The sequence below is a fragment of the Pseudarthrobacter sp. NamE2 genome (genome assembly GCF_005796205.1).
In the GTDB taxonomy this organism is placed as follows: domain Bacteria; phylum Actinomycetota; class Actinomycetes; order Actinomycetales; family Micrococcaceae; genus Arthrobacter.
Genome location: NZ_VAHN01000020.1, coordinates 25,940 through 48,882, shown reverse-complemented (window position 1 = coordinate 48,882; position 22,943 = coordinate 25,940). Strand labels below are relative to the sequence as shown.

Sequence of the window (22,943 nt, the reverse complement as noted above, 5' to 3'; positions counted from 1 at the left end):
GGCCCACCCTGACCTGGTGCCCGTTTGCCGCGAAGTGTTTGACGGCATCCTGGGCACCAGGCCGAACCAGCTCGGGAATCTCCGCGAGGACGTCATCCCGGACGACCGTGCCCTGATCGACATCGCCTCCCTGCACGGCACCATCACTGAACAGGGCGTCCGCAACAACATCGAAGTCGGCATCCGCTACATCGAATCCTGGCTGCGCGGCAACGGCGCGGTGGCCATCCATAATCTCATGGAAGACGCCGCCACCGCCGAAATCTCCCGCTCCCAGCTCTGGCAGTGGCTCTACGCCCGCGCCATCACCGACCACGGCGTCATCGTCAGTCACCACTGGGTCGAGGAACTCCTCGACGATGAATTCGCCCGCCTGATGCGCTTTGACGGTGACCGGTTCGAAGACGCCCGCGACATCTTCGAAGAAGTCACCCTAGCCTCCGACTTCCCGTCCTTCCTCACCCTCCCCGCCTACGCCCGCTACCTCACAGAAGCACGGGAAAAGGACACCGTATAAGGACTCGCAATTACCTAAGTTGAAGTTTTAGTCGAATCCGTCCGCCGGGCTGGCGCCACTCTTCGCAACAAGTGCCCCGAAAGTCGGGAGAGTCGGCCCGGCGACGGTCAATGCGTTTCATCGTGCGCATGCATACGGGGCACTAGTCAAAAGCCCGTATCCCAAGCCTGGAGTCCCGGCAGTCACCCCTACATCGATCCACGAACAGGAGAGAAACCAGATGGAAATGCCGAAGATAACTGGCGAGTACATCGATAACTGGAACTACAAATTAGCTGGCCGAGTTATATGCATCCGAAGAAAAGGCCAGTTCATTCGTGTAGGGCAGGTCGAAATAGTGTCGGCGAACGGCGACTTCCTGTGGCTGAGACGCGAGGGAGTCGAACCACGCGCCCTGTTCGACAAAGTTGAAGGGTATACAGCGTGGGCGCTGCCTGATGCGCCAATGCTGGAAACTCCCATCGACCACTTCATGCTGCTGGCAGACTGAGCCTCGACAAAAGGGCCGCTTTTCTACCTTGTATCAAGCACCTTCATTCACCACCGAAATCTGGAGAAACGGCATGACTAACTGGCGGATCAGGGACTTCCATTCGGCGGACCTGGACGGGATCCTGCACCTGTGGGAGACCTTAAAGGCGAACAACGTGGAACCCGTGTACGCCCTCTCCGAGGTGCTCGCATCCTGCGCAAAGGACCACGCCGTAGTGGCAGTACAAGGGGAGCAGGTAGTGGGCGCCGCAGTCGGGCGCGCCGCACACGACCAGGGCTGGATCGTCTTCCTGGCCACCCTGCCCGAGCACCGAGGCCGGGGCATCGGGACGTCGCTGCTCGCCGCCGTCGAAAACCGGATGGCCCCGCACGGACTCAACAAGCTCTCGGCACTCATGCCCGAATCCGAAACCCGGGTGGAAGCGTTCCTCGGCCGCGGCTTCGCCCTCAAAAAGAACCTGCGCTACTTCGAACGCACCATCCCCGTCCAGCGCCAGGAACTCGGCGCCCTAGGCCAGCTCGGCGGACGCGTCCTCGCCCGAGACCTGTGGCAAAACGTCGCCGGCATGCACCGGGAAAAGGAACTGCTGGAACGCCGCCTCGTCCTCCCGCTTGCCGAGGCCGACCTCGCCGACGAATTCGGCGTAGTACCGCCACGCGCCGTCGTACTCTTCGGCCCGCCCGGCACCGGCAAAACCACCTTCGCCAAAGCCATCGCCTCCCGCCTTGAATGGCCCTTCGTTGAAGTCTTCCCCTCCCGCCTCGCTGCCGACCCCCAAGGCCTCGCCGGAGCCCTCCGCGAAACCTTCCTGAAGATCACTGAACTGGAACACGCCGTAGTGTTCATCGACGAAGTGGAGGAGATCGCCTCCCAGCGCTCCGGGGAGCCGCCGTCACCCCTGCAGGGAGTTACCAACGAACTCCTCAAAATCATCCCGGCGTTCCGCGAACAGCCGGGCCGCCTGCTAGTGTGCGCCACCAACTTCATCCGGGCCCTGGACTCCGCATTCCTGCGGCACGGCCGGTTCGACTACGTCATCCCCATCGGACTACCCGACCGGCACGCCCGCGAGGCCATGTGGCAGCGGTTCATCCCCGTGTCCGTGCTGGACGTCGTGGACGTCGAGCTCCTCGTTAAATGCACTGAGGGCTTTTCTCCGGCCGACATCGAATATGCCGCGCGCAGTGCCTCCCAGCGGGCATTGGAAAAAGCAGTGTACGACGACCGTGGGCCAGCATCAGGAGCGCAGCCCTCGGTCCGGGATGCTGAGCGGAAGGGGCCCTCCACTGAGGACTACCTCGACGCCATCTCCGAAACCCGCACCACAGTCAGTGAAACAGTGCACCAGGACTTCCTCGAAGACATCAATGCGCTGGGCCGCGTCTAGCCAGTAACGCTTTCAAAAGCCCTGAAAAAGCTCGGTTTAGGGGCCAAAGTTGGCTTCTTGCAACTTTGTTTCGTCCAGCTTGAGCACACCCCAACTGGATACGGCAACGCTCCGCCGCCCAGAACCGGGGATAATTTTCATGGGTTGTCCACCGCTACTGCTGCTCCGGGAGCTACCCCAACGGCTCCCAATATTCAGCCGTGGATAACCCGAATTGACCCCAACCGTGGGCGGAACAGATCACCAAGCGCAGCTTGTTCAAGCCTCGCCAGGTTGACGGAATATCCACTATCGGCGTTTCAAGACCAGTCCGAACGGAACCTCAAATGCGTGTCAGAAGCTCTATATGGGGCTGAAGCTCTTTGGACAAGTGCTCGGTTGCTAAGGCACCTTGCCGCTATAACCGCCCCTGAATCAAGGGGGATTCTGAAAGTCCTTCCGGTGTCCTCCAGAGGCGGGAGCCCAGGTATGGCCCGGTAGATTCCCATGTCTTTTGCAATCTGGATCTCCTCTAGTGCTAGCTCTGGTTCGGGAGTTCAAGCAAGAGTAGCGTCGTTTGGAGAAGCGGCCGGTGAGTGGGGCGCCAGTGAAAGGTAACGGCACCCGTTAGTTCTCTGAGAGGTCTTCGATGGCAGGTTGGAATGCTGATACGGCCGCTGGCCCGCTCGGGGCGGGGACTGTCACTTTGGTCGAAGGTTCGTCCTTCTGCATTTCCTCACCGAATGGGGACATCAATGCCGAACATCCGCATGGCCTTTTCGTCCAGGACGCCCGAATTCTTTCGGGCTGGAGTCTTACAGTTGATGACCGACCGCTTGAACCGTTGGCGGCAGAGATTAAGGAGCCGTACCGGGCGTTGTTTGTCGGACGGGTCACCCGTTCTGACGGCTACGCCGACAGCACACTGCTGGTAGAGCGGTTACGGGAAGTAGGGGCCGGCATTCAAGAGCAGGTCACAGTTCGCAACTACTCCCCTGAACCGACCGAATGCGTCATTGCGCTGAGCGTCGAGGCGGATTTTGCAGACCTTTTCGAGGTGAAAGAGGCACGGATCCAGCGGCGCTGGGACGAAACCCGCAAGGCCGACAGGGACATGCTCACTATCCAGGCTGTCTGGCAAGACATCACGAAGGGCATGGACGTCCATGTAACCGGTGCAGACATTACCGAAGATGCGGTGGTCTATCGGGTGTCTCTCCCGGCGCGCGGATACTGGAGTACCGTTCTGACCGTTCTGCCCAGCAATGAAGGAGCAGCGGCGGCATTTGTTCATCCCGACCGGGACGGCTTATCCCCCCGGGACCAGCGCCGGAGAGAATGGGTGGCTAAGATTCCGGTGCTGCAGATGGGCAACCGATCGATCGAACGGACCCTGCGCCGCAGTTATGACGACCTGGGCGCCCTTCGCATTGAGGACCCGAACCACTCGGACCGGGTGGTGGTAGCCGCCGGAGCGCCCTGGTTCATGACCCTGTTCGGGCGTGATTCCTTGTGGGCCTCGGTAATGGCGATGCCCGTGGACCCTTCCCTGGCCTTGGGCACTCTGCAGACATTAGCGGACCGCCAAGGTACGGTGGTGGACCAAATGACTGAGGAGGAACCGGGAAAAATCCTCCACGAAGTCCGGCTCGACGTCTCCAGCGGGCTCTCATTGGGTGGCAAATCCAACTATTACGGCAGCATCGATGCCACACCCCTGTTCCTGATGGTCCTAGGTGCTGTCAGCCGCTGGGGATTCGCTAAGGAGACCATCGCCGCACTGCTGCCCCATGCAGACCGCGCACTGGAATGGATTCTGAAGTACGGGGACAGGGACAGCGACGGATTTGTCGAGTACGAGCGGCTTAATGACCAGGGCCTGATCAACCAGGGCTGGAAGGATTCCTGGGACGGGATCAACTTCGCCGACGGGACACTGGCCGAGCCGCCGATCGCGCTCTGCGAGGTCCAAGCCTACGTCTACGTCGCCTATCTGTCGCGTGCGTGGTTAGCCTACGATACCGGGGACACAGCCCTTGGAAATGAGCTCGCCGATCGGGCGGCGAAACTGAAAAAACAGTTCAACGAGCAGTTCTGGATGCCAGAGCGCGGCTACTACGCCATCGCCTTGGACGGCAAGAAGCGCCAAGTCGACGCCTGCGCTTCAAACATGGGCCACTGCCTGTTGCAGGGACTCATTGACGAGGACAAGGCCCCCCAGGTGGCCGAACGCCTGATGTCCCCGGAAATGTTCAGCGGCTGGGGCGTGCGCACACTTGCCAGCGACATGGGCGCCTACAACCCCGCCAGTTACCACAATGGGTCGGTCTGGCCACACGATAACGCAATCGTCGCAGCCGGACTCCTCCGCTACGGGTTCATAGCTGAAGCCCAGCAGATAGCTACAGGCATATTGGACGCGGCCGAGTACTCTGACGGCCGCCTCCCGGAGCTGTTCTGCGGGTTCAGCCGGGAGCAGCTCGCCGTCCCTGTCCCCTATCCGACGGCATGCTCACCGCAAGCGTGGGCAGCGACGGCTCCGATCCAGTTGGTGACGAGCCTGATGCGCTACGATCCAGTCGTGTCCGCCGGAGGCGTATGGATGGATCCAGTTCTCCCCGAATCGTATGGCCAGCTGCACATCACCAACGCCCCATTGGGAGGTAGCCGCGTCACCATCGACATCGCCGACTCCGTTCCGTCCGTCCAAGGACTGCCAGAAGGGATGACGTTCCACCGGGGGCACCGTCCATGGATGTCTGAATTAGTAGAGCAGGCCGCTCAGCGGCGAGCGGAAGCGCGGTCTCAAGAGGTACCTAAGGGGCAGTAAGGATAAGCGAGCATAGCTCGTAGTCCATTCAGGACCAGGACGGCAAGGATGTGCTGGCCGGCTGGCGCCGTCTGCTGCGGCGCCCACTTGGGTTCCTCTGATCGGAGGCCCAGAGCCTTCAGAAGGCACTGCACAATCTAGGAGGAGCATTGAGACAGTGCCCGGTGAGTTTGCCGGCGAAGCGTTCGCGCATGAGGATGCTGGCGTCGTTCAGCCCGGTGATCTCCACGTTCTTGCCGTGATGGCGGTACTTCTCGGTGACCGCGTCGAGGGCGGCTATGGTGGAGGCGTCCCAGAGGTGGGAGGCGTGCATGTCGATGACGACGCGCTCCGGATCCAATGCGTAGTCAAACTGGGTATAAAGGTCGTTCGAGGAGGCGAAGAAGAGCTCGCCGTCCACCACGTAGGTGGCGGTTTCCTGCCCGTTGATCACCTTGACGGTGCGCTTGACGGTGACGAAGTGCGCCACGCGCCGGGCGAAGAGGACCATGGCCAGGACACCGATGCCGACGCCGATGGCCAGGTTGTGGGTGGCGACGACGACAATCACCGTGGCGAGCATGACCATCGTTTCGCTCTTGGGCATCATCTTCAGCGTTCGGGGATGGATGCTGTGCCAGTCGAATGTGGCCCACGAAACGAAGATCATCGCGGCGACCAGCGCCGCCATCGGAATCACCGAGACCACGCCGCCGAGGGCGACGACGAGGATCAGCAGGAAGACCCCGGTGAGGAAGGTGGAGATGCGGGTGCGGGCGCCGGAGGCTTTCACGTTGATCTTGGTCTGGCCGATCATTGCGCAGCCGCCCATGCCGCCGGTGAAGCCGGTGACAATGTTGGCCACGTCCTGGCCCCAGGCTTCCCGGGGCTTGTGCGAGCGGGTGTCGGTGACGTCGTCAACGAGCTTGGTGGTCATCAGGGATTCGAGGAGCCCGACGAAGGCCACGGCGAGGGCGTACGGGAAGACGATGTGCAGTGTCTCGGGCGTGAACGGCATGCTCGGGATGAAAAGCTGCGGGAGGGATTCGGGCAGGTCGCCCTTGTCGCCGACCGTGGGGACGGAGATGCCCCCAAGGACCGTGAGCAGGGTCAGGGCGACGATGGCAACGAGCGGCGCCGGCACGATATTCGTCAGCCTGGGCAGGCCGAAAACGATGAGCAGGCCCAGCGCCGTCAGCTGGTAGACCAGCCACGGGACGCCCAGCAGTTCGGGGACCTGGGACATGAAGATCAGGATGGCCAGGGCGTTGACGAAGCCGACCATGACGGAGCGCGGAATGAACCGCATCAGTTCGCGACTCCCGAGACGCCGAGGATGATCTGGAAAACCCCGGCGAGGATGACGGCGGCAATGAGATAGTCGACGCCGTGCGACTTCACCAGCGGGGCAATGGGGGCCATCACTTATTGCTGCCGTTGAGACGGGCTCCCGGTCATTGTGGTGGTGCGCTCATCCTGCAGTCCAGCCAGCTGGCGGGCCACCGACTCGACGAGGAGGTCCGGGGCAAGGCGTATGTCCACGAGGACGTGGGCCTCATCTGCTTCCAGTTCTTCCAGCGCCGCCAACTGGGATCCGAGTAAGCTGCTGGGCATATATTCGTGTGCCCTCCCGCTCAGCCGCAGTGAAATGGTCTCCGCATCACCGATCAGGTGAATGAACACCACGTCAGGTGCGAAGCTGCGCAGAAGGTTGCGGTAGCTGCGCTTGAGTGCCGAGCAGGCGATGATGCGGGATCCGGCACCATTGGCAGGCGTTGCCAATGCAGCGCCGATTTCGGCGAGCCAAGGTGCCCGGTCGTCGTCGTCCAGCGGGGTGCCGCTGGCCATCTTGGCCTTGTTGGCTGGCGGATGGAAGTCGTCCCCGTCAAAGAAGGGAACGCCCAGTCGCCTCCCCAGCAGGGCGCCGATGGTGGATTTGCCGCATCCGGAAACGCCCATGACAACAAGGGGTGGCAGTTTCGTGATCATTTCGTCTTCCTTGAATGGTTCGCCGGCTGAGGCGATAGTTGCCGCGCCCGTCAATTGTCTGCCGAGCCGAAGCTGAGGAGCACTTTGCCTGATTCCGCGGAATTGCGTGCGACGTCAAAGGCCTCCAGTGCCTGGGTGACGGGGAACTCGTGGGTGATCACGGGTTCGATCTGCAGGGAACCGTCGGCCAGTGCGGCAATAACGTCGTCGATTTCGTCGTTGAACCGGAACGAACCGCAGAGTTCAAGTTCGCGTACGATGGCCAAAGAGATCAGGACCGGCTGGGGTCCGGTGGGCAGCAGGCCCACCATCACCACCGTCCCTCCCCGCGCGGCACCCTGGATGGCGGAGGCCAGCCCATGATGATTGCCGGAGGATTCAATGACAACGTCCGCTTCCACGGCGGCGATTGCCTCTACGTCACCCGCGGCCAGGACCTCATCGGCGCCGACGGCGGCAGCGATCTCCAATGGCTTCGGGTGCATGTCGACCGCGACGATCCGGCCCGCGCCGGCACGCTTCAGGACCGCTACTGTGAGTGCGCCGATGGGCCCGCAGCCGATCACCAGGGCAGTCTTGCCAGCTACGTCTCCTGCACGGGACACTGCGTGCCAGGCGACGCTGGCCGGTTCGATCAGCGCAGCTGTCCGCAGGTCAAGGCCCGCCGGCAGTGCCCGCAGCATCCGCACCGGCAGGTTTATGTACCGGCTGAAGGCACCGTCGGTGTGCGGGTAGCGGGCAGCGCTGCCGAGGTAGGTGCAGCCGGGAGAGAGGTTGGGCCGGTCCGCCGGGTACCGGGCGGCACCAGGGCCGGGGGTCGCCGGATGCACGGCCACGGGAGTCCCTGCGGCGGGGCCTGTTCCGTTGGCAGCAGGACGGACCACTCGTCCGGAGATTTCATGGCCCAGCACCAGGGGTGCCTTCAGGATGGATTCACCGGCGGCGCCGTGCAGCCAGTAGTGCAGGTCGGACCCACAGATACCCCCGTACAGGACTTCGATGACGGCCTCATCCGGGGCGGGCGCGGCCAGTGTGATGTCGTCAATGCGGAGGTCGCCTTTGGCGTGGGCAACGACGGCGGGGCCGGAGATGGGGAGTGTGTTTTCGGTCAACATCAGACCACCACCGTCATTCCGCCGTCGATGAAGATGGTCTGGCCGTTCACGAAATCTGAGCCGCTGGAGGCCAGCCACACGGCCGGGCCCGCCAGGTCCTGGACGGTGCCCCACCGGTTGGCCGGGGTGCGGCCCAGGATCCAGGAGTTGAACTGCTCATCATCCACGAGGTTCTGCGTCATTTCAGTGTGGATGTAGCCCGGCGCGATGCCGTTGATCTGCAGGCCCGAAGCGGCCCACTCCGCCGTCATGGCGCGGGTCAGGTTCCGCAGGCCCCCCTTGGCGGCAATGTACGGGGCGATGGTGGGGCGGGCTAGGTCGGTCTGGACGGAGCAGATGTTGATGATCTTGCCGCGGCCGCGGGGGATCATGTGCCGGGCCGCTTCCCTGCCCACGAGGAAAGCGCTGGTCAGGTCGGTGCAGAGCACCCGTTCCCAGTCCTTCACGTCCAGATCCAGCATCGGTATGCGGTGCTGGATGCCGGCGTTGTTCACCAGGATCTCAAGTGGACCGACGTTTTCCTCGATCCACGCGATGCCGCGGGCGGCCTCGGCGTCGCTGGTGACATCGAAGGCGCAGCTGTGCACGCGTCCGGGCGCGTAGTCGGCGGCCATCGCCGCTTCGGCGTCCTTGAGCCGTCCGGCGTTGATGCCGTTGAGCACGACGGTGGCGCCGGCGTCGGCCAGGGCCTTGGCTAGGGCGTTGCCGATCCCGCGGCTGGAGCCGGTCACCAGGGCCACCCGGCCGGTCAGGTCAAAAAGTGGATTCATGGTCAGCAGCTCCTTCGCCGCGCGGATAGGTGGTTCATGAGTGCCGGGCCGCCTTAGAAGGGGCCGCGCTGTACGAGGTTGGCCGGGGCGTGGCCCGCGGCCAGGGCTTCGAGCTGCCGGCGCAGGAGCTTCAGGATCCGTGGCTCGAAAGCCGAGGCGTTGCCGCCGACGTGCGGTGTGATTAGGGCGTTGGGCGTGGACCACAGGGGGTGGTCCTGCGGCAGCGGTTCGGGATCGACGACGTCCAGGGCGCATTGCAGGCGCCCGGACAGGACTTCCTTGGTCAGTGCGGCCGTGTCCACGACCGGGCCGCGCCCCACGTTCACCACGAGTGCGCCGTCCGGCAGGGTAGCGAGGACCTCTTCGCCGATCAGCTGATGGGTCTGCTCGTTCAGGGGCAGCACGGTGACGAGGATGTCGTGTGTGGCGGCGAGTGCGGTGACTTCCGCCGGCGCATGCACCTCGCCGTGTTCGTCGGTCCGGGCCACGCTTCCCACTCGTGTGACGGTGACTTCGAACGGTTCCAGGCGGCGGGCGATCTCGTGCCCGATCCCGCCGACGCCCAGCAAAAGCACGCGCCGGTCCGCCAGGGACTGGCGGCGCTCCGGCCGCCAGAGGCCGTGCTGCTGGTCGCGGACGGCCTGGTCGATGCCTCGCAGTTTGGCCAGAATCAGCCCCACCGCGAGTTCGGCCGTCGCGGCGGCGTGGACACCGGAGGCGCTGGCGACGCCGGCGGCCGGTCCGGTCGCCTCGATGACGCCGTCGTATCCGGTGGACTGCGTCTGGACGTACTTCAGGTTTTCAACTTTGGCGAGGGACCCCAGAACCGCACCGGCGTTTATGTACGGGAGGATGACGCCGTCGATCTCCTGCAGTGTCCCCTCATCGGGATCCGACTTCAGGTCCCATACCACTCCCTTGAGCCCTTCGGGAAGGGGTGAGAGATCGGCGAGCAGCTGGGAGTCGGGGAAGCTGACGGTGCGGACTGTTTGCATCGGAAAACCTATCGATTCTGGGGAGTGGCGGAACGGGGCGGGCCGGTCTGCCGGCCCCAAACCCGGTGGGAGCTTTAAGCCGGTCGCCGGTCGAACGTGAGCCCGCCGGGAACCTGGAAGGTGGGCATGAGTTCCAGCATGCCCACGTTCACGTGGCGGGGAGTCTCGATGGCGTAGTCCATGGCGTTGACGATATCGTCCGTGGTCAGGGACTCGTAGCCTTCGTAATACGTCTTCCACGCCTCTTCCATGGCCTCGGGCGTGCCGCCCATGTTGCGGCCGAAGATCTCGGTTTCGACGCGTCCGGGGCACAATTCTGTGACGCGGATGCGCTTGCCCACGGTGTCGTTGCGCAGCTGCCGGGAGATCTGGTGCACGGCGGCCTTCGTGGCGTGGTAGACCGTGTGGCCGTAAAAGTTGTAGATCCCGGCGATGGAGCTGACGTTGATGACGTGGCCACGGTCGCGTTCGACCATGCCCGGGAGTACCAGCCTGGTCAGCTGGAGCAGCCCGCGGAGGTTGACGTCGACGAGTTCGTCGATGTCGTCCTGGCTGGAGTCAAGGATGTTCCCGGGGCGGGAGACTCCGGCGCAATTGACCAGGACGTCGACTTCAAGATTCCCGACGGCGGCGGTCAGCGCAGCGGTATCGGTGAGGTCTACGACGTGGGGAATGGCTCCGGTCTTTTCTGCCAGATCGGTCAGGCGCTCCTCGTTACGGGCCACCGCGTGGACGGTGAGTCCACGTTTTGCGAGGCGTTCGGCGATCGCGGCACCCATTCCGGTGGAAGCACCGGTGACCAGGGCAGTTGAATAGTCTGAAAAGGGCATGGAAGTCTCCTGTTAGGTAGCAACGCGTTGCTTTTAGCCGCGTCTCTGGGGCAGCTGAAGGTGATGGGTGTGTTTATGCGTCCCGCAGTGGCAGGTGCGCACGGTCCTTGACTGTGCTGACTGCAGCGAGGGTGCCGAGTGCTGTGATGACGGCGTAGAAGGCCGGCATGTAGATGTTGCCCGTGGCGGAGATCAGCCAGGTCATCAGCAGCGGTGCGGTGCCTCCGAAGAGCGCCGAGGAGATGTTGTAGCCCAGGCCGTAGGCGGAGTAGCGCACGCGGGTGGGGAAGAGTTCCACGATCAGGATGTGGATCACTGCGGTGTGACCGGCGAACACGATGGCCATGATGCAGGCCCCTAGGATGGCCAGTGCCATCTCGCCGGTGGCGATCAGGGCGTAGGCGGGAATTCCAAGGACGGCCATGGCAATCGCCGAGCCGGCGATGACCTTCTTGCGTCCGATACGGTCCGAAAGGGCACCCATGAAGGGGATGGCAATGCAGATGACCACCAGGCTGCAGGCGGTGACGAGGAGCGCTTCGCCGATGGTGAAGTTGAGCTGCTTTCCTTTGAGGAAGGTGGGCATGTAGGAGAACAGGACGTAGTAGCCGGAGCCGTTCATGAGCGGGATGAACAGGGCCAGCAGCATGGCGCGGCGGTGCTCAGCGGAAGCGAAGGCTTCCTTCAGCGGGTTCTTGGACAGCCCGCCTTCTTCCTTGAGCCGTTCAAAGTTCGGGGTGTCGCTGATCGCTTTGCGGATGTACCAGCCGATGATGCCCATGGGGATGGCGACCAGGAACGGGATGCGCCACGCGAACGCACCAAACCCGCCGCCGTCGATCGCTGCCTGCGTGAGCCAGGGGGACATGGCGTAGGCGACCAGGGTGCCGGTGAGCAGGGCGGCGAAGGACGCGATCTGGGCGAAGGAGGTGATGATGCCGCGCTTGCCCTCGGGTGCGTGCTCGGCGAGGAAGGTCATGGCGCCGGCAGCCTCGCCGCCGACGGAGAAGCCCTGCAGAAGGCGGAGGAACACCAGCAGCGCCGGTGCTGCGATGCCGATCGCGGCGTAGTCAGGCAGCAGGCCGATGCCGGCCGTGGCCACGCTGATGAGCATGATGACAAAGACCAGGAGTTTTTGCCTTCCGATTTTGTCGCCCAGGATGCCGCAGACCACGGCGCCGAGGGGGCGGACGAAGAAGGACACGGCGTATCCGGCGAAGACGAACAGCAAGGCGTTGTCCGGGTTGCCCGGTGCCAGGAAGACGAGGGCAAGGGTTCCTGCCATGAACGCGAAGATGCCGTTGTCGTAGAGCTCGACGAAGATCCCGACGCACCCGGCGGTCACTACCTTGCGGGTTTGCCTCGCATCGAGGCGGTCATGCTGCGGCAGGGCCGCGCGCGTTGATGTTGACATTTTCATTCCTTACTTGATTCTGATGCAGATAAAGCGGGCGTCAAGCCCGGCCTAGTTGTTGGCCGCCATAAGCCCGGGCCAGCGAGGGCTGGCTCCGGTGCCCAGGAGGGCGAAGACTGTGTTGACTGTCGTGCGGAGCCTTTCCAGTTCCCGCATGGCCGCGCGGTGCTCCGCTGTCGCTTCCGCAACGGTGGTCCTGCGGAACGTGACGGTATGCCCCGGCCTCGCCTGGGCCAGGACGTTTAGGGAACGGCTGGTGACAACGGCCAGGACCGGGTACCCGGCGGTGACTCCTCGTCCCCGGTGCAGAACCAGCAGTTCCTCGCGGGAAGGGACTTCGACTGCTCCGACCGGGACGCCGCGGGACAATACCTCGCTGCTTGACTGTCGCTCGGGAAGGGCTCCGCCGAGACGCAGTCCGATGTGGTTGCTTCTGGGGCTGACCGTGTAGCGGGTGGTGAACAGCAGCTCCGCGGTGTCGCCGAATTCTTCCAGGTCCGGTCCGTCGGTCACATCGATCACAGGATGAGTGCTGAAGTCCGGCTTGGTCAGTCCCAGCCTGAACAATGGAAGGTCAAAGTAGGGCTGCTTGATCGGCGGAACCGTCTTGGACGTGATGAGTTCGGTGCCTTCCGCCAGCTTTAGGCCAAATCCGATGACGGTATCTGGAGCGCAGCTTCCCAGGAGTTCTGGGGCGGTAATGGAGCCGTGGACGGAAAGGTAAGCGCGCAGCCCGCCGGTGATGCCCCGGACCGCGATCGTTTCCCCTGCACGGACGGAGACGGGCTCCCACTGCGGGCACTCCCGCCCGCCGACGGTGAGCGTCAGGGGTGCACCTGTAACGGCGATCAGAAGATCGGCGGTGGCGCGGGCCCGGAAGTCCAGAGCAGTTATTTCGATCAGCGGATCGTTCTCCGCGTTGGCGGTAAGGATGTTCGCGGCCCGCGCCGAAAATTGATCCAAAGCGCCGTTAACGGGAAGCCCGTAACGTGGCCCACGGAAGCGGCCGAGATCGGTGACCACGGCATGGCCGGGCTGCTGAATGATTAATGATCCGCTCACTGGGTGGCCTCCAGTTCCCGACCGGCCAACAGTGAGAACTCTTCAGCCGGGATCTGGTGGAACCGGAGCAGGTCGCCGGGCTGGTAAGGCACGAGCGGTTCCTTGGCGGGGTTCAGCACCGTCAGGGGTGTTTGGCCGATGACGCACCAGCCACCGGGTGCCACTGCCGGGGCAATGACTGCCTGCCGGCCGGCAACGGATACGGCACCTGCCGGGACGGATAGGCGGGGGTCCTTCAGCCGCGGAACGGGGAGCGGAAAATCCGGCCCATCCATCATCGGTGATCCGGCCGGGGCGCCGAGGCAACGGATGACGTAGGACTTGGCCGTGTGGAGGGCAATGATTTCCTCGACAGGCAGCTGTTCGTGCTCGGCAACCCGCTCCAGGTCCGGACCGTATTCCCCTCCGTAGACGACGGGGATGTCGAATTGCCTCGGTGTGCGTGCCGGAGCGCCGAGGTAGTCGAGCTGGCGCATGCCCAGGAGGACAAAGGCACGAACCTGCCGGGCGGAGGTGACGTGGGGGTCGAACTCGACGAGCAGAGAGTCGTAGGTTGGCACGGCACCGTGGACGCCGTCCGCTCCAGCGGCGTCGAGCCACGCGGCGAGGGAATGCACGGTGTTCCAGTTGACTTCCCTGTCCGGGGAGTCCGCAACAACGCGCAGCGCCGCATCGCCCGATTCGAAGATTCTCACCGGAGTGGGGGTTGACGTGGCGGCCATGTCAGGCGGCCTTCACTTTGGCGGCCAGCACCTGGGCGAGCGGGGCGATGGTGACTCCGGCGTTTTCCAGTTCGACGCGGATCCGGCGGGCCAACTGCACCGCTCCGGGAGTGTCTCCGTGCAGGAGGACGGTGTCGGCGATGATGGGCAGGTCTGTTCCTGCCACTGTTTCGATGAGCCCTTCGCACACCATCCGGACGGTGCGGTCCACGATGGTTGAAGGGTCGTGAATGACGGCGCCGGGGCGGCTGCGGGGCACCAGCGTACCGTCGGCCTCGTAGGCGCGGTCTGCGATGCCGACAATTCCCACGGCGAGTTGCCTTTCAGCAGCAGCGGAGGCAAGTTCGCCGTCCTGAGCCAGGACGATCAGGTCCGGGTTGACGCGGGCGGCGGCATCGGCGACGGCCGCGGCGTAGTCGGCACGGGTGGCGACGAGGTTTCCCAGGCGGCCGTGCGGGGCAATGTGGGCGACGCGGGTGCCGTGGTAGGCGGCGAAGGCGGTCAGTGCGCCGAATTGGTAGAGGACGTCGTTGCGGACTTCGTCCGCGCTCAGGTCCATGGTGCGCCGGCCGAAGCCGCGGAGGTCGGGGAAGCTCGGGTGTGCGCCGATGCTGACGCCGCGCCGGACGCATTCGGCCACGGTCGCGTTCATGATATCAGGGTCACCGGCGTGGAATCCGCAGGCGATGTTGGCGCTGGAAACCACCTCGAGCAGGGCGGCGTCGTCGCCCATCGAGTAGGCGCCGAAGCCTTCTCCAAGATCTGCCACGAGATCAACTGTGGGTCCCATTGTGTGCCTTCCTGGGAGGTGAGCTGCCGTTTGTGCCTTCGCAGGGCAGGGGGCAGCTGTAGCTGGTGGTGTGGGTCTCCGGTGAACCGGTAGGGGCTCGATGTCCGGGGGTGCCGGGTTACCGGCGTCTGCAAAAAAGTCTGACACCGGGAGTTTGATCACACAAAGACGTAATCGGTGTCACGGGATAGGCCTAAGTTATGACGCCTGGTCCCGGGAATGCTGCTGCCCGGCCCTGAAGGGGCCGGGCAGCAGTTGAGGTTAGCCGGGCGGCAATGGGGGTTAGCTGACTGCCTTGCGAAGGCCCATGACCCGTTCCACGATCACGACCACCGCGAGTGATATCAGGATCAGGATTACCGACAAAGCGGCGACGGCGGCGTCCGCGGAGTTCTCAACGTAGCGGAGCACTTGCACGGGCAGGGTGGGCAGGCCCGATTCGGCCACGAAGAGCGAGATGACAGCTTCGTCGAAGGAGACGATGAAGGCGATGACGCCTCCGGCGATCACCCCGGGTTGGATGATGGGAAGGGTGATGCGGCGGAAAACCGTCCAGGAGTCCGCGCCCAGGATGCGGGCTGCGGCCTCGCAGGAGGTATCGGTGGTGGCCAGGCTCATCAGGGTGGTTCTGATGACGAACGGGATGGTGATCGCTACGTGCCCGATGATGATGCCGGCATAGGTGTTGTTCAGCTCCAGGGGCCCAAAGAGCAGGACCATGCCCAGTGCCAGCACGATACTGGGAATCAGCAGCGGCGAGAGGAAGAACGACTGTACGGCCGCCTTGGCCTTGAAGTCGAACCTGTCCAGTGCCAGCGCGGCCGGCACGCCCAGGACCAGCACTATGAATGTGACCGCGATGGCGACGATCAGGCTGACTTTCATCCCGTTCATGAAGGTGCTTTCCGCCGGAAGCAGTTCGTACCACTTCAGCGTCAGACCCTCGGGCGGGAAGGACAGGTACTGGTTGGAGGCGAAGGAAACGACGAAGACGATCAGCAGTGGTGCCAGCAGGAAGAGGTACAGCAGGAACACCAGGATCCCGAAGGCTGGTTTGGCCGGGTTGAACCGCGGTTTGAACAGGCGAGCTTCACTCATGGCAGCTAGCCTCCGATCTTCTTGGTGAGGCGCTGGTACACGGCGATGATGACGCCGAAGAGCACCAGCAGGATGACAGACAGGGCTGCGGCGAAGGGCCAGTTGAGCAGGCCCGTGGTCTGGTCGTAGATTTCGGTAGCCAGCACCTGGACGCTGCCGCCGCCCAGGAGCCGCGGCGTGATGAATGTGCTGATGGCCAGCACGAAGACCAGCAGGAACGCTGTCAGCAGGCCCGGCAGGCTGAGCGGCAACGTGACGCGGGTGAATACCTTGAACTTGCTGGCGCCCAGCGAACCCGCCGCTTCCTCCAATTGGCGGTTGAGCCGGCCGAAGCCGGAAATCATCGCCAGGATGGCGTAGGGCATGAAGATCTCCACCAGCCCGATGGTTACACCGGTCATGTTGTTGGTTAGCTTCAGCGGCTCGGTGATGAGGCCCATTCCTTCGAGGGAGGAGTTGACGAGCCCGTTTGTGCCCAGGATGACCATCCACCCGTACGTGCGGACGACCGCTGAGGTGAGCAGGGGTGCGATGGCCACGGCGATGAGGAGTCCCCGGTATTTGCTGGTGCTGCGGGCCAGGAAGAGCGCTACCGGATAGGAGACCAGGACGCAGAGCACCCCCACGGTGACGCCCATCTGGAAAGTGTCCAGGGTGACCCGCCAGTAGTACGGGTCTGTCAGCGGCTGGATGTAGGTCTCCAGTGTGAACGTCTCGATGATGACCCCGTCCGGTGCGCCCTTGTTAAAGGACATCCGGATCATGTAGGCCAGCGGGAAGACGAAGCTCACCAGCAGTCCGAGGAGCCCTGGGATCAGGAGGGCAAGATAGGTGCGGCGGTTCCGCTTTCCTGCTGCCCGCTCCAGTACGCCTTCTTCGATTCCCCGGTGGGTGGCCGGGGGAATCTTGTTTTGGAGGAGAGTCATTCCGGCAAGCCTTTCGCGGGCGCGGGCAGGAGGTACGCGTCCTCTGCCACCCAGGAAAGATAGGCTGTCTCTCCGGCGCGGGGCAGGTCACCGCTGGAGGTCAGCAGCTGCGCCTGGAGAGATTTCTCACCTACCCGGACGGCGACGGCCAGCGCGTCACCGGTGTAGCTGACGCGTTCGATGGTGCCTGCGATGGACTCCGGGCCGACGACGCCGGGGTGCAGGGATACATTGAGCCGGTGGGGTCTGATCACCAGTTCGTGCGTGCTGCCCGTGAGCCCGGGGACGCCCACGGCACCGAACTGCCCGAACCCGTCAACATCAATCTTGTAGTAGCGTTCGCCCACCGGAGCCGCACCCGTGTCGGCTCCCACCCGGGCGGTGAGGAAGTTGGCCTGGCCGATGAAGTTGGCAACGAAGTGCGTGCGCGGGCGTTCATAGACCTCCGTGGGGGAACCGAACTGTTCGATCAGGCCGCCGTTCATGACGGCGATCCGGTCCGCCATGTCCAGGGCCTCGTCCTGGTCGTGGGTGACGAAGAGGGTGGTGGCCCTGGTGCGCTGCTGGATGGACCTGATTTCGCTGCGCATGGTTTCACGGAGCTTCGCGTCCAGGTTGGAGAGGGGCTCGTCCAACAGGAGCAGCGTGGGCTCGACGACGAGGGCCCGGGCCAGAGCGATACGTTGCTGCTGGCCACCGGAAAGTTCCTTGGTCTGCCGCTTTCCCAGATGGCCCAGCTGGACCATGTCCAGCGCGGCAGCTACACGCTTTTTCTGCTCGGACTTGGGTGTCTGGCGCATTTGCAGGCCGAAGGCCACGTTCTGCTCCACGTTCATGTGGGGAAACAGTGCATAGGACTGGAAGACCATGCCCATCCCCCTCTTGTTGACGGGGGTGTGGGTGATTTCCTTGCCGTCCACCATGATCGAGCCGGCCGTCGGGTCCATGAGGCCGGCCACCATCCGCAAGGTGGTGGTCTTGCCGCAGCCAGACGGTCCGAGGAGCGCCACCAGGTGCCCCTCCTCCACCTCCATGTTCAGGCGGTCGACGGCCGGTTCAAGACCAGCGGCGTATCTCTTGGTCAGATCCTTGATCGACAATTTTGTTTCAGTCACGATTTCAGTTCTCCTGAAGCGAAGTTGGGGAGGGGCACCGTTGTGCCGTTACTTGGTGATGATCTGGCGCTTCCAGGTATCGGTCCATTTGTCACGGGCGGAGGAGAGGAACTCCACATCCAGCGGCACGATGTTCAGGGACCCATCGGTCGGGACCACACGGTTCTTCACATCGGCGGGCAGTTCAGCATTGCTGACCGATGGGGCGTAGAACAGGGCCTTGGCGAAGGCCGTCTGCGCCTCGGCGGACAGGGCGTAGTCCACGAACGTCTTGGCGGCCGCGGAGTGCGGGGCGTCCTTGACCAGGTTGATGGTGTTGATCTGGTACACGGTGCCTTCTTTAGGGAAGGTGACACCCATCTTCTTGTTGCTCTGGTCGCTGTAGAACTGGCCGCGGGCGTTCTGGCCCAGACCCAGCACGGTCTGGCCGGTGATGACGTTCTGGTACTCATCCGGGTTCGGCGCGAAAGTCTGCACACCCGGGGCCATCTCCTTCAGCCGTGCCACAGCCTTGTCAATGCCCTTGGTGTAGTCCTCACCCTCCATCTTGGAGGTGATGGCCGTCAGGGACAGGCCCAAGAGGGACGGCGGGGCGTTGACGTTGATCTTGCCGGCGTAGGCCGGATCCCACAGCACCTTCCAGCTTTCAGGGGCCTTGGGGAAGGTGGCGGTGTCATAGAGCAGGCCGACGGCGTCCAGCATAGCCACGGGGCCGTACCCGTCCTTGTCCCGGAACTTCTCGGGAACGTTGGCGAGGTTCGGCACGCTGGTGGTATCGATCTTCTCGAAGAGTCCCTGGTTGTTCCCGGTAGTGGACACCGAGTTGTCCATGATCGCCACATCGGTGGCAGGGTTGTTCTTCTGCCCCTGCAGCGCGCTGAGCATTTCCGCCGAGGAACGCTTGGACGCGTAGTTGATCTTGATGTTCGGGTACTTGGCCTTGAACGGTTCGATGACCGCCGCGGTGTACTGGTCCTGCCAGACGCCGGAGTAGGCGATGAGATTTACTTCCCCCGACGTTGGGCTGTCGCCGGCAGAAGAGCCGGAACCACCGCCGCAGGCCGATAGCGTGAGGATCGCGACGGTGGAAGCCGCTACTGCGGCGATCTTGCCCTTGATTGTTGCTCTCATTTGTCAGCTTTCTTTAATAAAGAAGAGTCCGGTTTATGGCAGCGAATCTTTGATGCTTCTAAACCTAGGGTCTTCTTATTTCCGTGATGTTAAAGACCGCGACTATTTTGTTGAAGCTGGCCTTTATGCGAAATGCGTCTGGTGGCATCGCGAATCCTTATGCCTGCCTCTCGGGGAGGACATCGAGCAGGCGCTAGAATCGCGATGTAAGATCAAACTAGTGTTCGAGATGCGGATCACACAAAGACCTATTGCATATCCCTCCATAGCATCCGGATATGACCCTCCAAGGTTCGAGGAGGTCGCCGGTGGTCCTTTAGGAAGGAAGGCAAGCTATGGATACGCGGAAGCTCGCATACTTCGTGCAGATCGTGGATTCGGGCAGTATCACCAAGGCCGCGGCCGCGCTGCATGTGGCGCAGCCGGCCTTGAGCCAGCAGGTGACTGCCCTTGAGAATGAACTGAAGCAGCGGCTGTTGATCCGCAGCAAGCAGGGGGTGCAGCCCACAGCCGCCGGTAACACGCTGTATCGGCACGCGCACATGATCTTGCGACAGGTGGAGCAGGCGCGCCAGGACGTTGCGGCATCAGGGGCCGCACCTTCCGGACGCGTGTCCATTGCTATCGCTCCTTACAGCATGGCCTCAAGTCTGACCCCCCAGATCATCAGCGAAGTCGCCCACAGATACCCGGATATCGTGCTGCATATCACCGAGATCTACGGCGGTGTCCTCAGCGAGGCCATCAAAAACGGCAGGCTAGACATGGCCCTCATCTATGAGCCGGGCCCGATCCGGGGCGTCCAGTTCACCACCATGATTGTCGAAGACCTTTACCTGGTTGTGAACGCCCGCAGAAGCATCGGACCTGGGGTGGAGGACGGAGGCGTCTCTTTGGAAGAGGCGGCACAGCATGGGCTTTTCCTGCCTGAGCAGAACCATACGCTCCGCCAGCTGGTCGAATCGGGCCTTCAAAGTAGAGGCCTGCAGCTGCGCCTGGTCGGCGAGATCGAGTCCGTACCTTCGCTGACGCGGCTTCTGCGGGCTGACTTAGGTGCAACCGTCCTTCCGAAGTCAGCCGCCGATGCCCTGTTCCACGAGGAAGACTTCCGTGTACTCCGGATTGTTGACCCGGAACTGCAGTGCAAGATCGCATTGTGCACGCCTGACCACGAGCCGCTCTCAGAAGCGGCCTCGGCGGTGCTCCTTGTGCTGAAGGAGATGCTTCATGAAATGCTCAGCAGTAAGTACGCCAGACGGCGAGGAGCCGCGGCTTCATAGGATTGGCTTATCAGGACATTGAACATTCGTCTTAGTAAAGGGACTCCCAAGAATCTAATGTGGAAGCAAGGCCACAGAATTCCAGCCATTGGTTCTGTAATTATTAATTGGGAGAGCCGCCGTGAAAAAGATTTCAAATCGCAGAAATTCTGCCACTAGTCTGACCTTGAGGGCAAAAACAGGATCGCACTGTCCGGCCAGTGGTTTTTGGTGCCCGGAAGACCGGTCAATTGAACCCATCTTCGTGTTTGAGGGCAGCATCATGCCGCCGACAGGTCCAGGCAAGTCAACGCTTTGGCACCTCGAGGACGGTTACGTCGGACCACCTGCATACTCCCTGCCGTAAGCGCTTTTCCCGGAAGCGGTGGCGCTTCCTGGTGCCGTTCCTTGTCCCTGTAGCGCTCCTGGGCATTCAGCTCACGCCATGGGAAGTTGCTCTCATGCATCGGAAGTTGCTTAGGCCCACGGCGACCGCCTGCAACTGGAACTGACAGTGACGGATACGAATAAGGGGGTTGGCTGGTCCTGACCAGGACCCGCCAACCCTCCCTTATTTTTTTCCCTCCGGCCAGCGCCCAGCGGCGCTGGCCTTGGACACTTTTAGGCGTTTTCGACGAGCAATCCCTTGGCCTTTAGGACCTCGGTGAGGTTGCACAGTTCAATCGTGGTGCCGCCGGCCTGGTAGAGGCGGATGAGCTCCCGCTCGGCGTCGTCACGTTCCTGCGAGAGGCGTATGACATCCTCGATCTCGTCCTTCCTGACCACCACAACGCCGTCTGCATCACCGCGGAGGACGTCACCGGGGTAGATGACCTCGTCTCCAAAAACCACCGGGTGGTTGATGGGTCCGATTGTCTCCTTGACGGTGCCCTTGATCGAGACGCTTCCGGAAAAGACAGGCAGGCCAAGCTCGATAAGGTCCTGGGTGTCGCGGACGCCCGAGTCAGTCACCAGCCCGGCCAGCCCCTTGGCCTTCATGGCGTTGCCGAGGACGTCGCCGAAGGTTCCGGCTTCCTCGTACTCCCCCGCCGCCGCCAGGACGACGTCTCCTGCTTCCGCATAATGGATGGCCACCTGCAGCATGAGATTGTCCCGCGGGGCACAGCGGACAGTGACTGCAGGCCCGCAGAAGGACATGCTTCGGTCGATCGGCTTGATCTTGGAGCTGAGGGCTCCCTTGCGTCCTTGGGCCTCGTGAATGGTGGCCGACGAGAACTTCGCCAGGCGGCTGATCGCGTCGGCAGCGGGCCGCTCGATGTTGGTTTTGACGTGAATCACGGTGGTTTTCCTTCTGGTGCGATCTGGAAATTAGGTGAGGGCCTGGACGGCCTTGTCGATAGCGGCAATGGACTCTTCGATGACGTCAAGGCCGGTCGCGTAGGAGATGCGGAAGTAGGGGCCCAGTCCATAAGCCGATCCCTGGATAACAGCTACCGATGCCGCCTCCAGGAGGTAGAGGGTGAAGTCCTGGTCATTTTCGATGACCTTCCCCTCGGGCGTCGTTTTTCCGATGACCCCCGCGCAGTTGACGTATGCGTAAAAGGCGCCTTCCGGCGTCGTGCATGACAGTCCGTCAACGGCGTTGAGAGCGGCGACTGCCGCATCCCGCCGGCTGCGGTAGACCTCACGGCTTTCCTGCACGAAGCTTTGGTCGCCGGTAAGCGCGGCAGCACTCGCGGCCTGGCTCACCGAGGAGGGGCAGGACGAGATCTGGGACTGCAGTTTGTTGATCGCTGCAATGAGCGGCGCCGGGCCGGCGGCGTACCCCAGGCGCCATCCGGTCATGGCATAGGCCTTGGAAACTCCGTTGACGGCCAGAATGCGGTCCTTTAATTCGGGGGCGACCTCCACGAGGCACGAGAGCTTCGCCTGGCCAAAGTAAATCTGATCATAGATCTCGTCAGTCAGGACAAAGACGTGCGGGAAGTTCGCCAGAACATCCGCGAGCTCCCGCAGTTCCCTCGGAGAGTACACGGCTCCGGTAGGATTCGACGGCGTATTCAGGATCACCCACTTGGTCCGTTCATTGAGCGCCCCTGCCAAGGCATCGGGAGTGAGCTTGAACCCCGACTCCTCGCTGCAGGGAACCACTACCGGAGTGCCCTCATTGGCGAGCACCATGTCCGGATACGAGACCCAGTACGGGGCAGGGACCACCACTTCATCGCCGGCATTCAGGGATGCCATGAAGGCCGTGAAAATAACCTGCTTGGCCCCGCCGCCGATGGTGATCTCAGCCGGCGAGTAGTGAATGCCCGTGCGCAGTTCCAAGGTCTGAAGGATCGCCGTCTGCAGCGCCGGGGTGCCGGTAACCGAGGTGTACTTCGTCTCCCCCCGGGTGATCGCCTCGATTGCTGCAGACTTGATGTGGGCCGGGGTGTCGAAGTCAGGCTCGCCGACCGTCAGGTCCAGGATCCGGCGCCCTTCTGCCTTCAGCTCACGCACACGGGCCGCGGCGGCCACACTGGCAGAAGACTTGATGCGGGACACCCGCGATGCTGGTTCAAATTCAGACATGGTC

At 62.9% G+C, this 22,943-nt stretch carries 19 protein-coding genes and 2 pseudogenes; 5 read left to right on the top strand and 16 right to left on the bottom strand.

The genetic code is table 11. From position 1 onward, the window contains the following. The 4 genes and pseudogenes from FDW83_RS17780 to FDW83_RS17765 all read left to right on the top strand — a co-directional run. Positions 1-517, top strand: a pseudogene (locus tag FDW83_RS17780) (malate synthase A); the annotation flags it as partial. 220 nt (positions 518-737) lie between these two features. Then, a complete protein-coding gene (locus tag FDW83_RS17775; protein ID WP_138139407.1) occupies positions 738-1,007 on the top strand; it encodes a hypothetical protein in 270 nt (89 codons plus the stop codon). Between the two features lie 73 nt (positions 1,008-1,080). Beyond that, positions 1,081-2,397 carry an ATP-binding protein gene (locus FDW83_RS17770; protein WP_138139406.1) on the top strand — a complete coding sequence of 439 codons (1,317 nt, stop codon included), beginning with the start codon at positions 1,081-1,083 and terminating at the stop codon, positions 2,395-2,397. Positions 2,398-3,025: 628 nt separating this feature from the next. Further along, positions 3,026-5,206 (top strand): glycogen debranching N-terminal domain-containing protein, encoded by a 2,181-nt coding sequence (locus FDW83_RS17765; protein WP_138139405.1) that lies wholly within the window; start codon positions 3,026-3,028, stop codon positions 5,204-5,206. Between the two features lie 118 nt (positions 5,207-5,324). On the opposite strand, the pseudogene FDW83_RS17760 reads toward FDW83_RS17765, so the two are convergent. The 14 genes and pseudogenes from FDW83_RS17760 to FDW83_RS17695 form a co-directional block, all read right to left on the bottom strand. Continuing rightward, positions 5,325-6,598: pseudogene (locus FDW83_RS17760) on the bottom strand (SulP family inorganic anion transporter); the annotation flags it as partial. A gap of 12 nt (positions 6,599-6,610) precedes the next feature. Continuing rightward, on the bottom strand, positions 6,611-7,174 hold the full coding sequence (locus tag FDW83_RS17755) for a gluconokinase (RefSeq protein ID WP_138139404.1): 564 nt from the start codon (positions 7,172-7,174) through the stop codon (positions 6,611-6,613). Between the two features lie 50 nt (positions 7,175-7,224). Next, the gene (locus FDW83_RS17750) at positions 7,225-8,289 is read right to left on the bottom strand and encodes an L-idonate 5-dehydrogenase (RefSeq protein ID WP_138139403.1); all 1,065 of its coding nucleotides are present in this window, start codon (positions 8,287-8,289) and stop codon (positions 7,225-7,227) included. After that, complete coding sequence (locus tag FDW83_RS17745) at positions 8,289-9,059, bottom strand: SDR family oxidoreductase (protein WP_138139402.1); 771 nt, start codon at positions 9,057-9,059, stop codon at positions 8,289-8,291. Before FDW83_RS17745 ends, FDW83_RS17750 begins: the two co-directional genes overlap by 1 nt. Positions 9,060-9,112: 53 nt before the next feature. Continuing rightward, a complete protein-coding gene (locus tag FDW83_RS17740) occupies positions 9,113-10,054 on the bottom strand; it encodes a 2-hydroxyacid dehydrogenase (protein ID WP_138139401.1) in 942 nt (313 codons plus the stop codon). Positions 10,055-10,128: 74 nt separating this feature from the next. Next, positions 10,129-10,884, bottom strand: coding sequence for an SDR family oxidoreductase (locus FDW83_RS17735; RefSeq protein WP_138139400.1), 756 nt, complete (start codon positions 10,882-10,884; stop codon positions 10,129-10,131). Between the two features lie 73 nt (positions 10,885-10,957). Continuing rightward, positions 10,958-12,298, bottom strand: coding sequence for an MFS transporter (locus FDW83_RS17730; protein ID WP_138139399.1), 1,341 nt, complete (start codon positions 12,296-12,298; stop codon positions 10,958-10,960). A gap of 51 nt (positions 12,299-12,349) precedes the next feature. Then, positions 12,350-13,360 (bottom strand): biotin-dependent carboxyltransferase family protein, encoded by a 1,011-nt coding sequence (locus tag FDW83_RS17725; RefSeq protein ID WP_138139398.1) that lies wholly within the window; start codon positions 13,358-13,360, stop codon positions 12,350-12,352. Next, positions 13,357-14,082 carry an allophanate hydrolase subunit 1 gene (locus tag FDW83_RS17720; protein WP_138139397.1) on the bottom strand — a complete coding sequence of 242 codons (726 nt, stop codon included), beginning with the start codon at positions 14,080-14,082 and terminating at the stop codon, positions 13,357-13,359. Before FDW83_RS17720 ends, FDW83_RS17725 begins: the two co-directional genes overlap by 4 nt. A gap of 1 nt (position 14,083) precedes the next feature. Beyond that, positions 14,084-14,872, bottom strand: a complete 789-nt coding sequence (locus FDW83_RS17715) for a LamB/YcsF family protein (protein ID WP_138139396.1) — start codon at positions 14,870-14,872, stop codon at positions 14,084-14,086. 282 nt (positions 14,873-15,154) lie between these two features. Further along, positions 15,155-15,970 (bottom strand): ABC transporter permease, encoded by an 816-nt coding sequence (locus FDW83_RS17710; RefSeq protein WP_138139395.1) that lies wholly within the window; start codon positions 15,968-15,970, stop codon positions 15,155-15,157. Positions 15,971-15,975: 5 nt separating this feature from the next. Then, positions 15,976-16,896: an ABC transporter permease gene (locus FDW83_RS17705; RefSeq protein WP_138139394.1), complete on the bottom strand. Its 921-nt coding sequence runs from the start codon at positions 16,894-16,896 to the stop codon at positions 15,976-15,978. Then, positions 16,893-18,011, bottom strand: coding sequence for an ABC transporter ATP-binding protein (locus FDW83_RS17700; protein ID WP_138139393.1), 1,119 nt, complete (start codon positions 18,009-18,011; stop codon positions 16,893-16,895). The genes FDW83_RS17705 and FDW83_RS17700 overlap by 4 nt, the downstream gene beginning before the upstream one ends. A gap of 48 nt (positions 18,012-18,059) precedes the next feature. Next, positions 18,060-19,142 (bottom strand): ABC transporter substrate-binding protein, encoded by a 1,083-nt coding sequence (locus FDW83_RS17695; protein ID WP_138139392.1) that lies wholly within the window; start codon positions 19,140-19,142, stop codon positions 18,060-18,062. A 335-nt stretch (positions 19,143-19,477) separates the two neighbouring features. Between FDW83_RS17695 and nac the strand changes: the two genes are divergently transcribed. Continuing rightward, positions 19,478-20,422 carry a nitrogen assimilation transcriptional regulator NAC gene (nac, locus tag FDW83_RS17690; RefSeq protein ID WP_138139391.1) on the top strand — a complete coding sequence of 315 codons (945 nt, stop codon included), beginning with the start codon at positions 19,478-19,480 and terminating at the stop codon, positions 20,420-20,422. Positions 20,423-21,022: 600 nt separating this feature from the next. Here the strand turns inward: nac and FDW83_RS17680 are convergent. Both FDW83_RS17680 and FDW83_RS17675 read right to left on the bottom strand, forming a co-directional pair. Next, complete coding sequence (locus tag FDW83_RS17680) at positions 21,023-21,700, bottom strand: 4-carboxy-4-hydroxy-2-oxoadipate aldolase/oxaloacetate decarboxylase (protein ID WP_138139389.1); 678 nt, start codon at positions 21,698-21,700, stop codon at positions 21,023-21,025. 30 nt (positions 21,701-21,730) lie between these two features. After that, the gene (locus tag FDW83_RS17675; RefSeq protein WP_138139388.1) at positions 21,731-22,939 is read right to left on the bottom strand and encodes an aspartate transaminase; all 1,209 of its coding nucleotides are present in this window, start codon (positions 22,937-22,939) and stop codon (positions 21,731-21,733) included. Between the last annotated feature and the right edge of the window lie 4 nt (positions 22,940-22,943).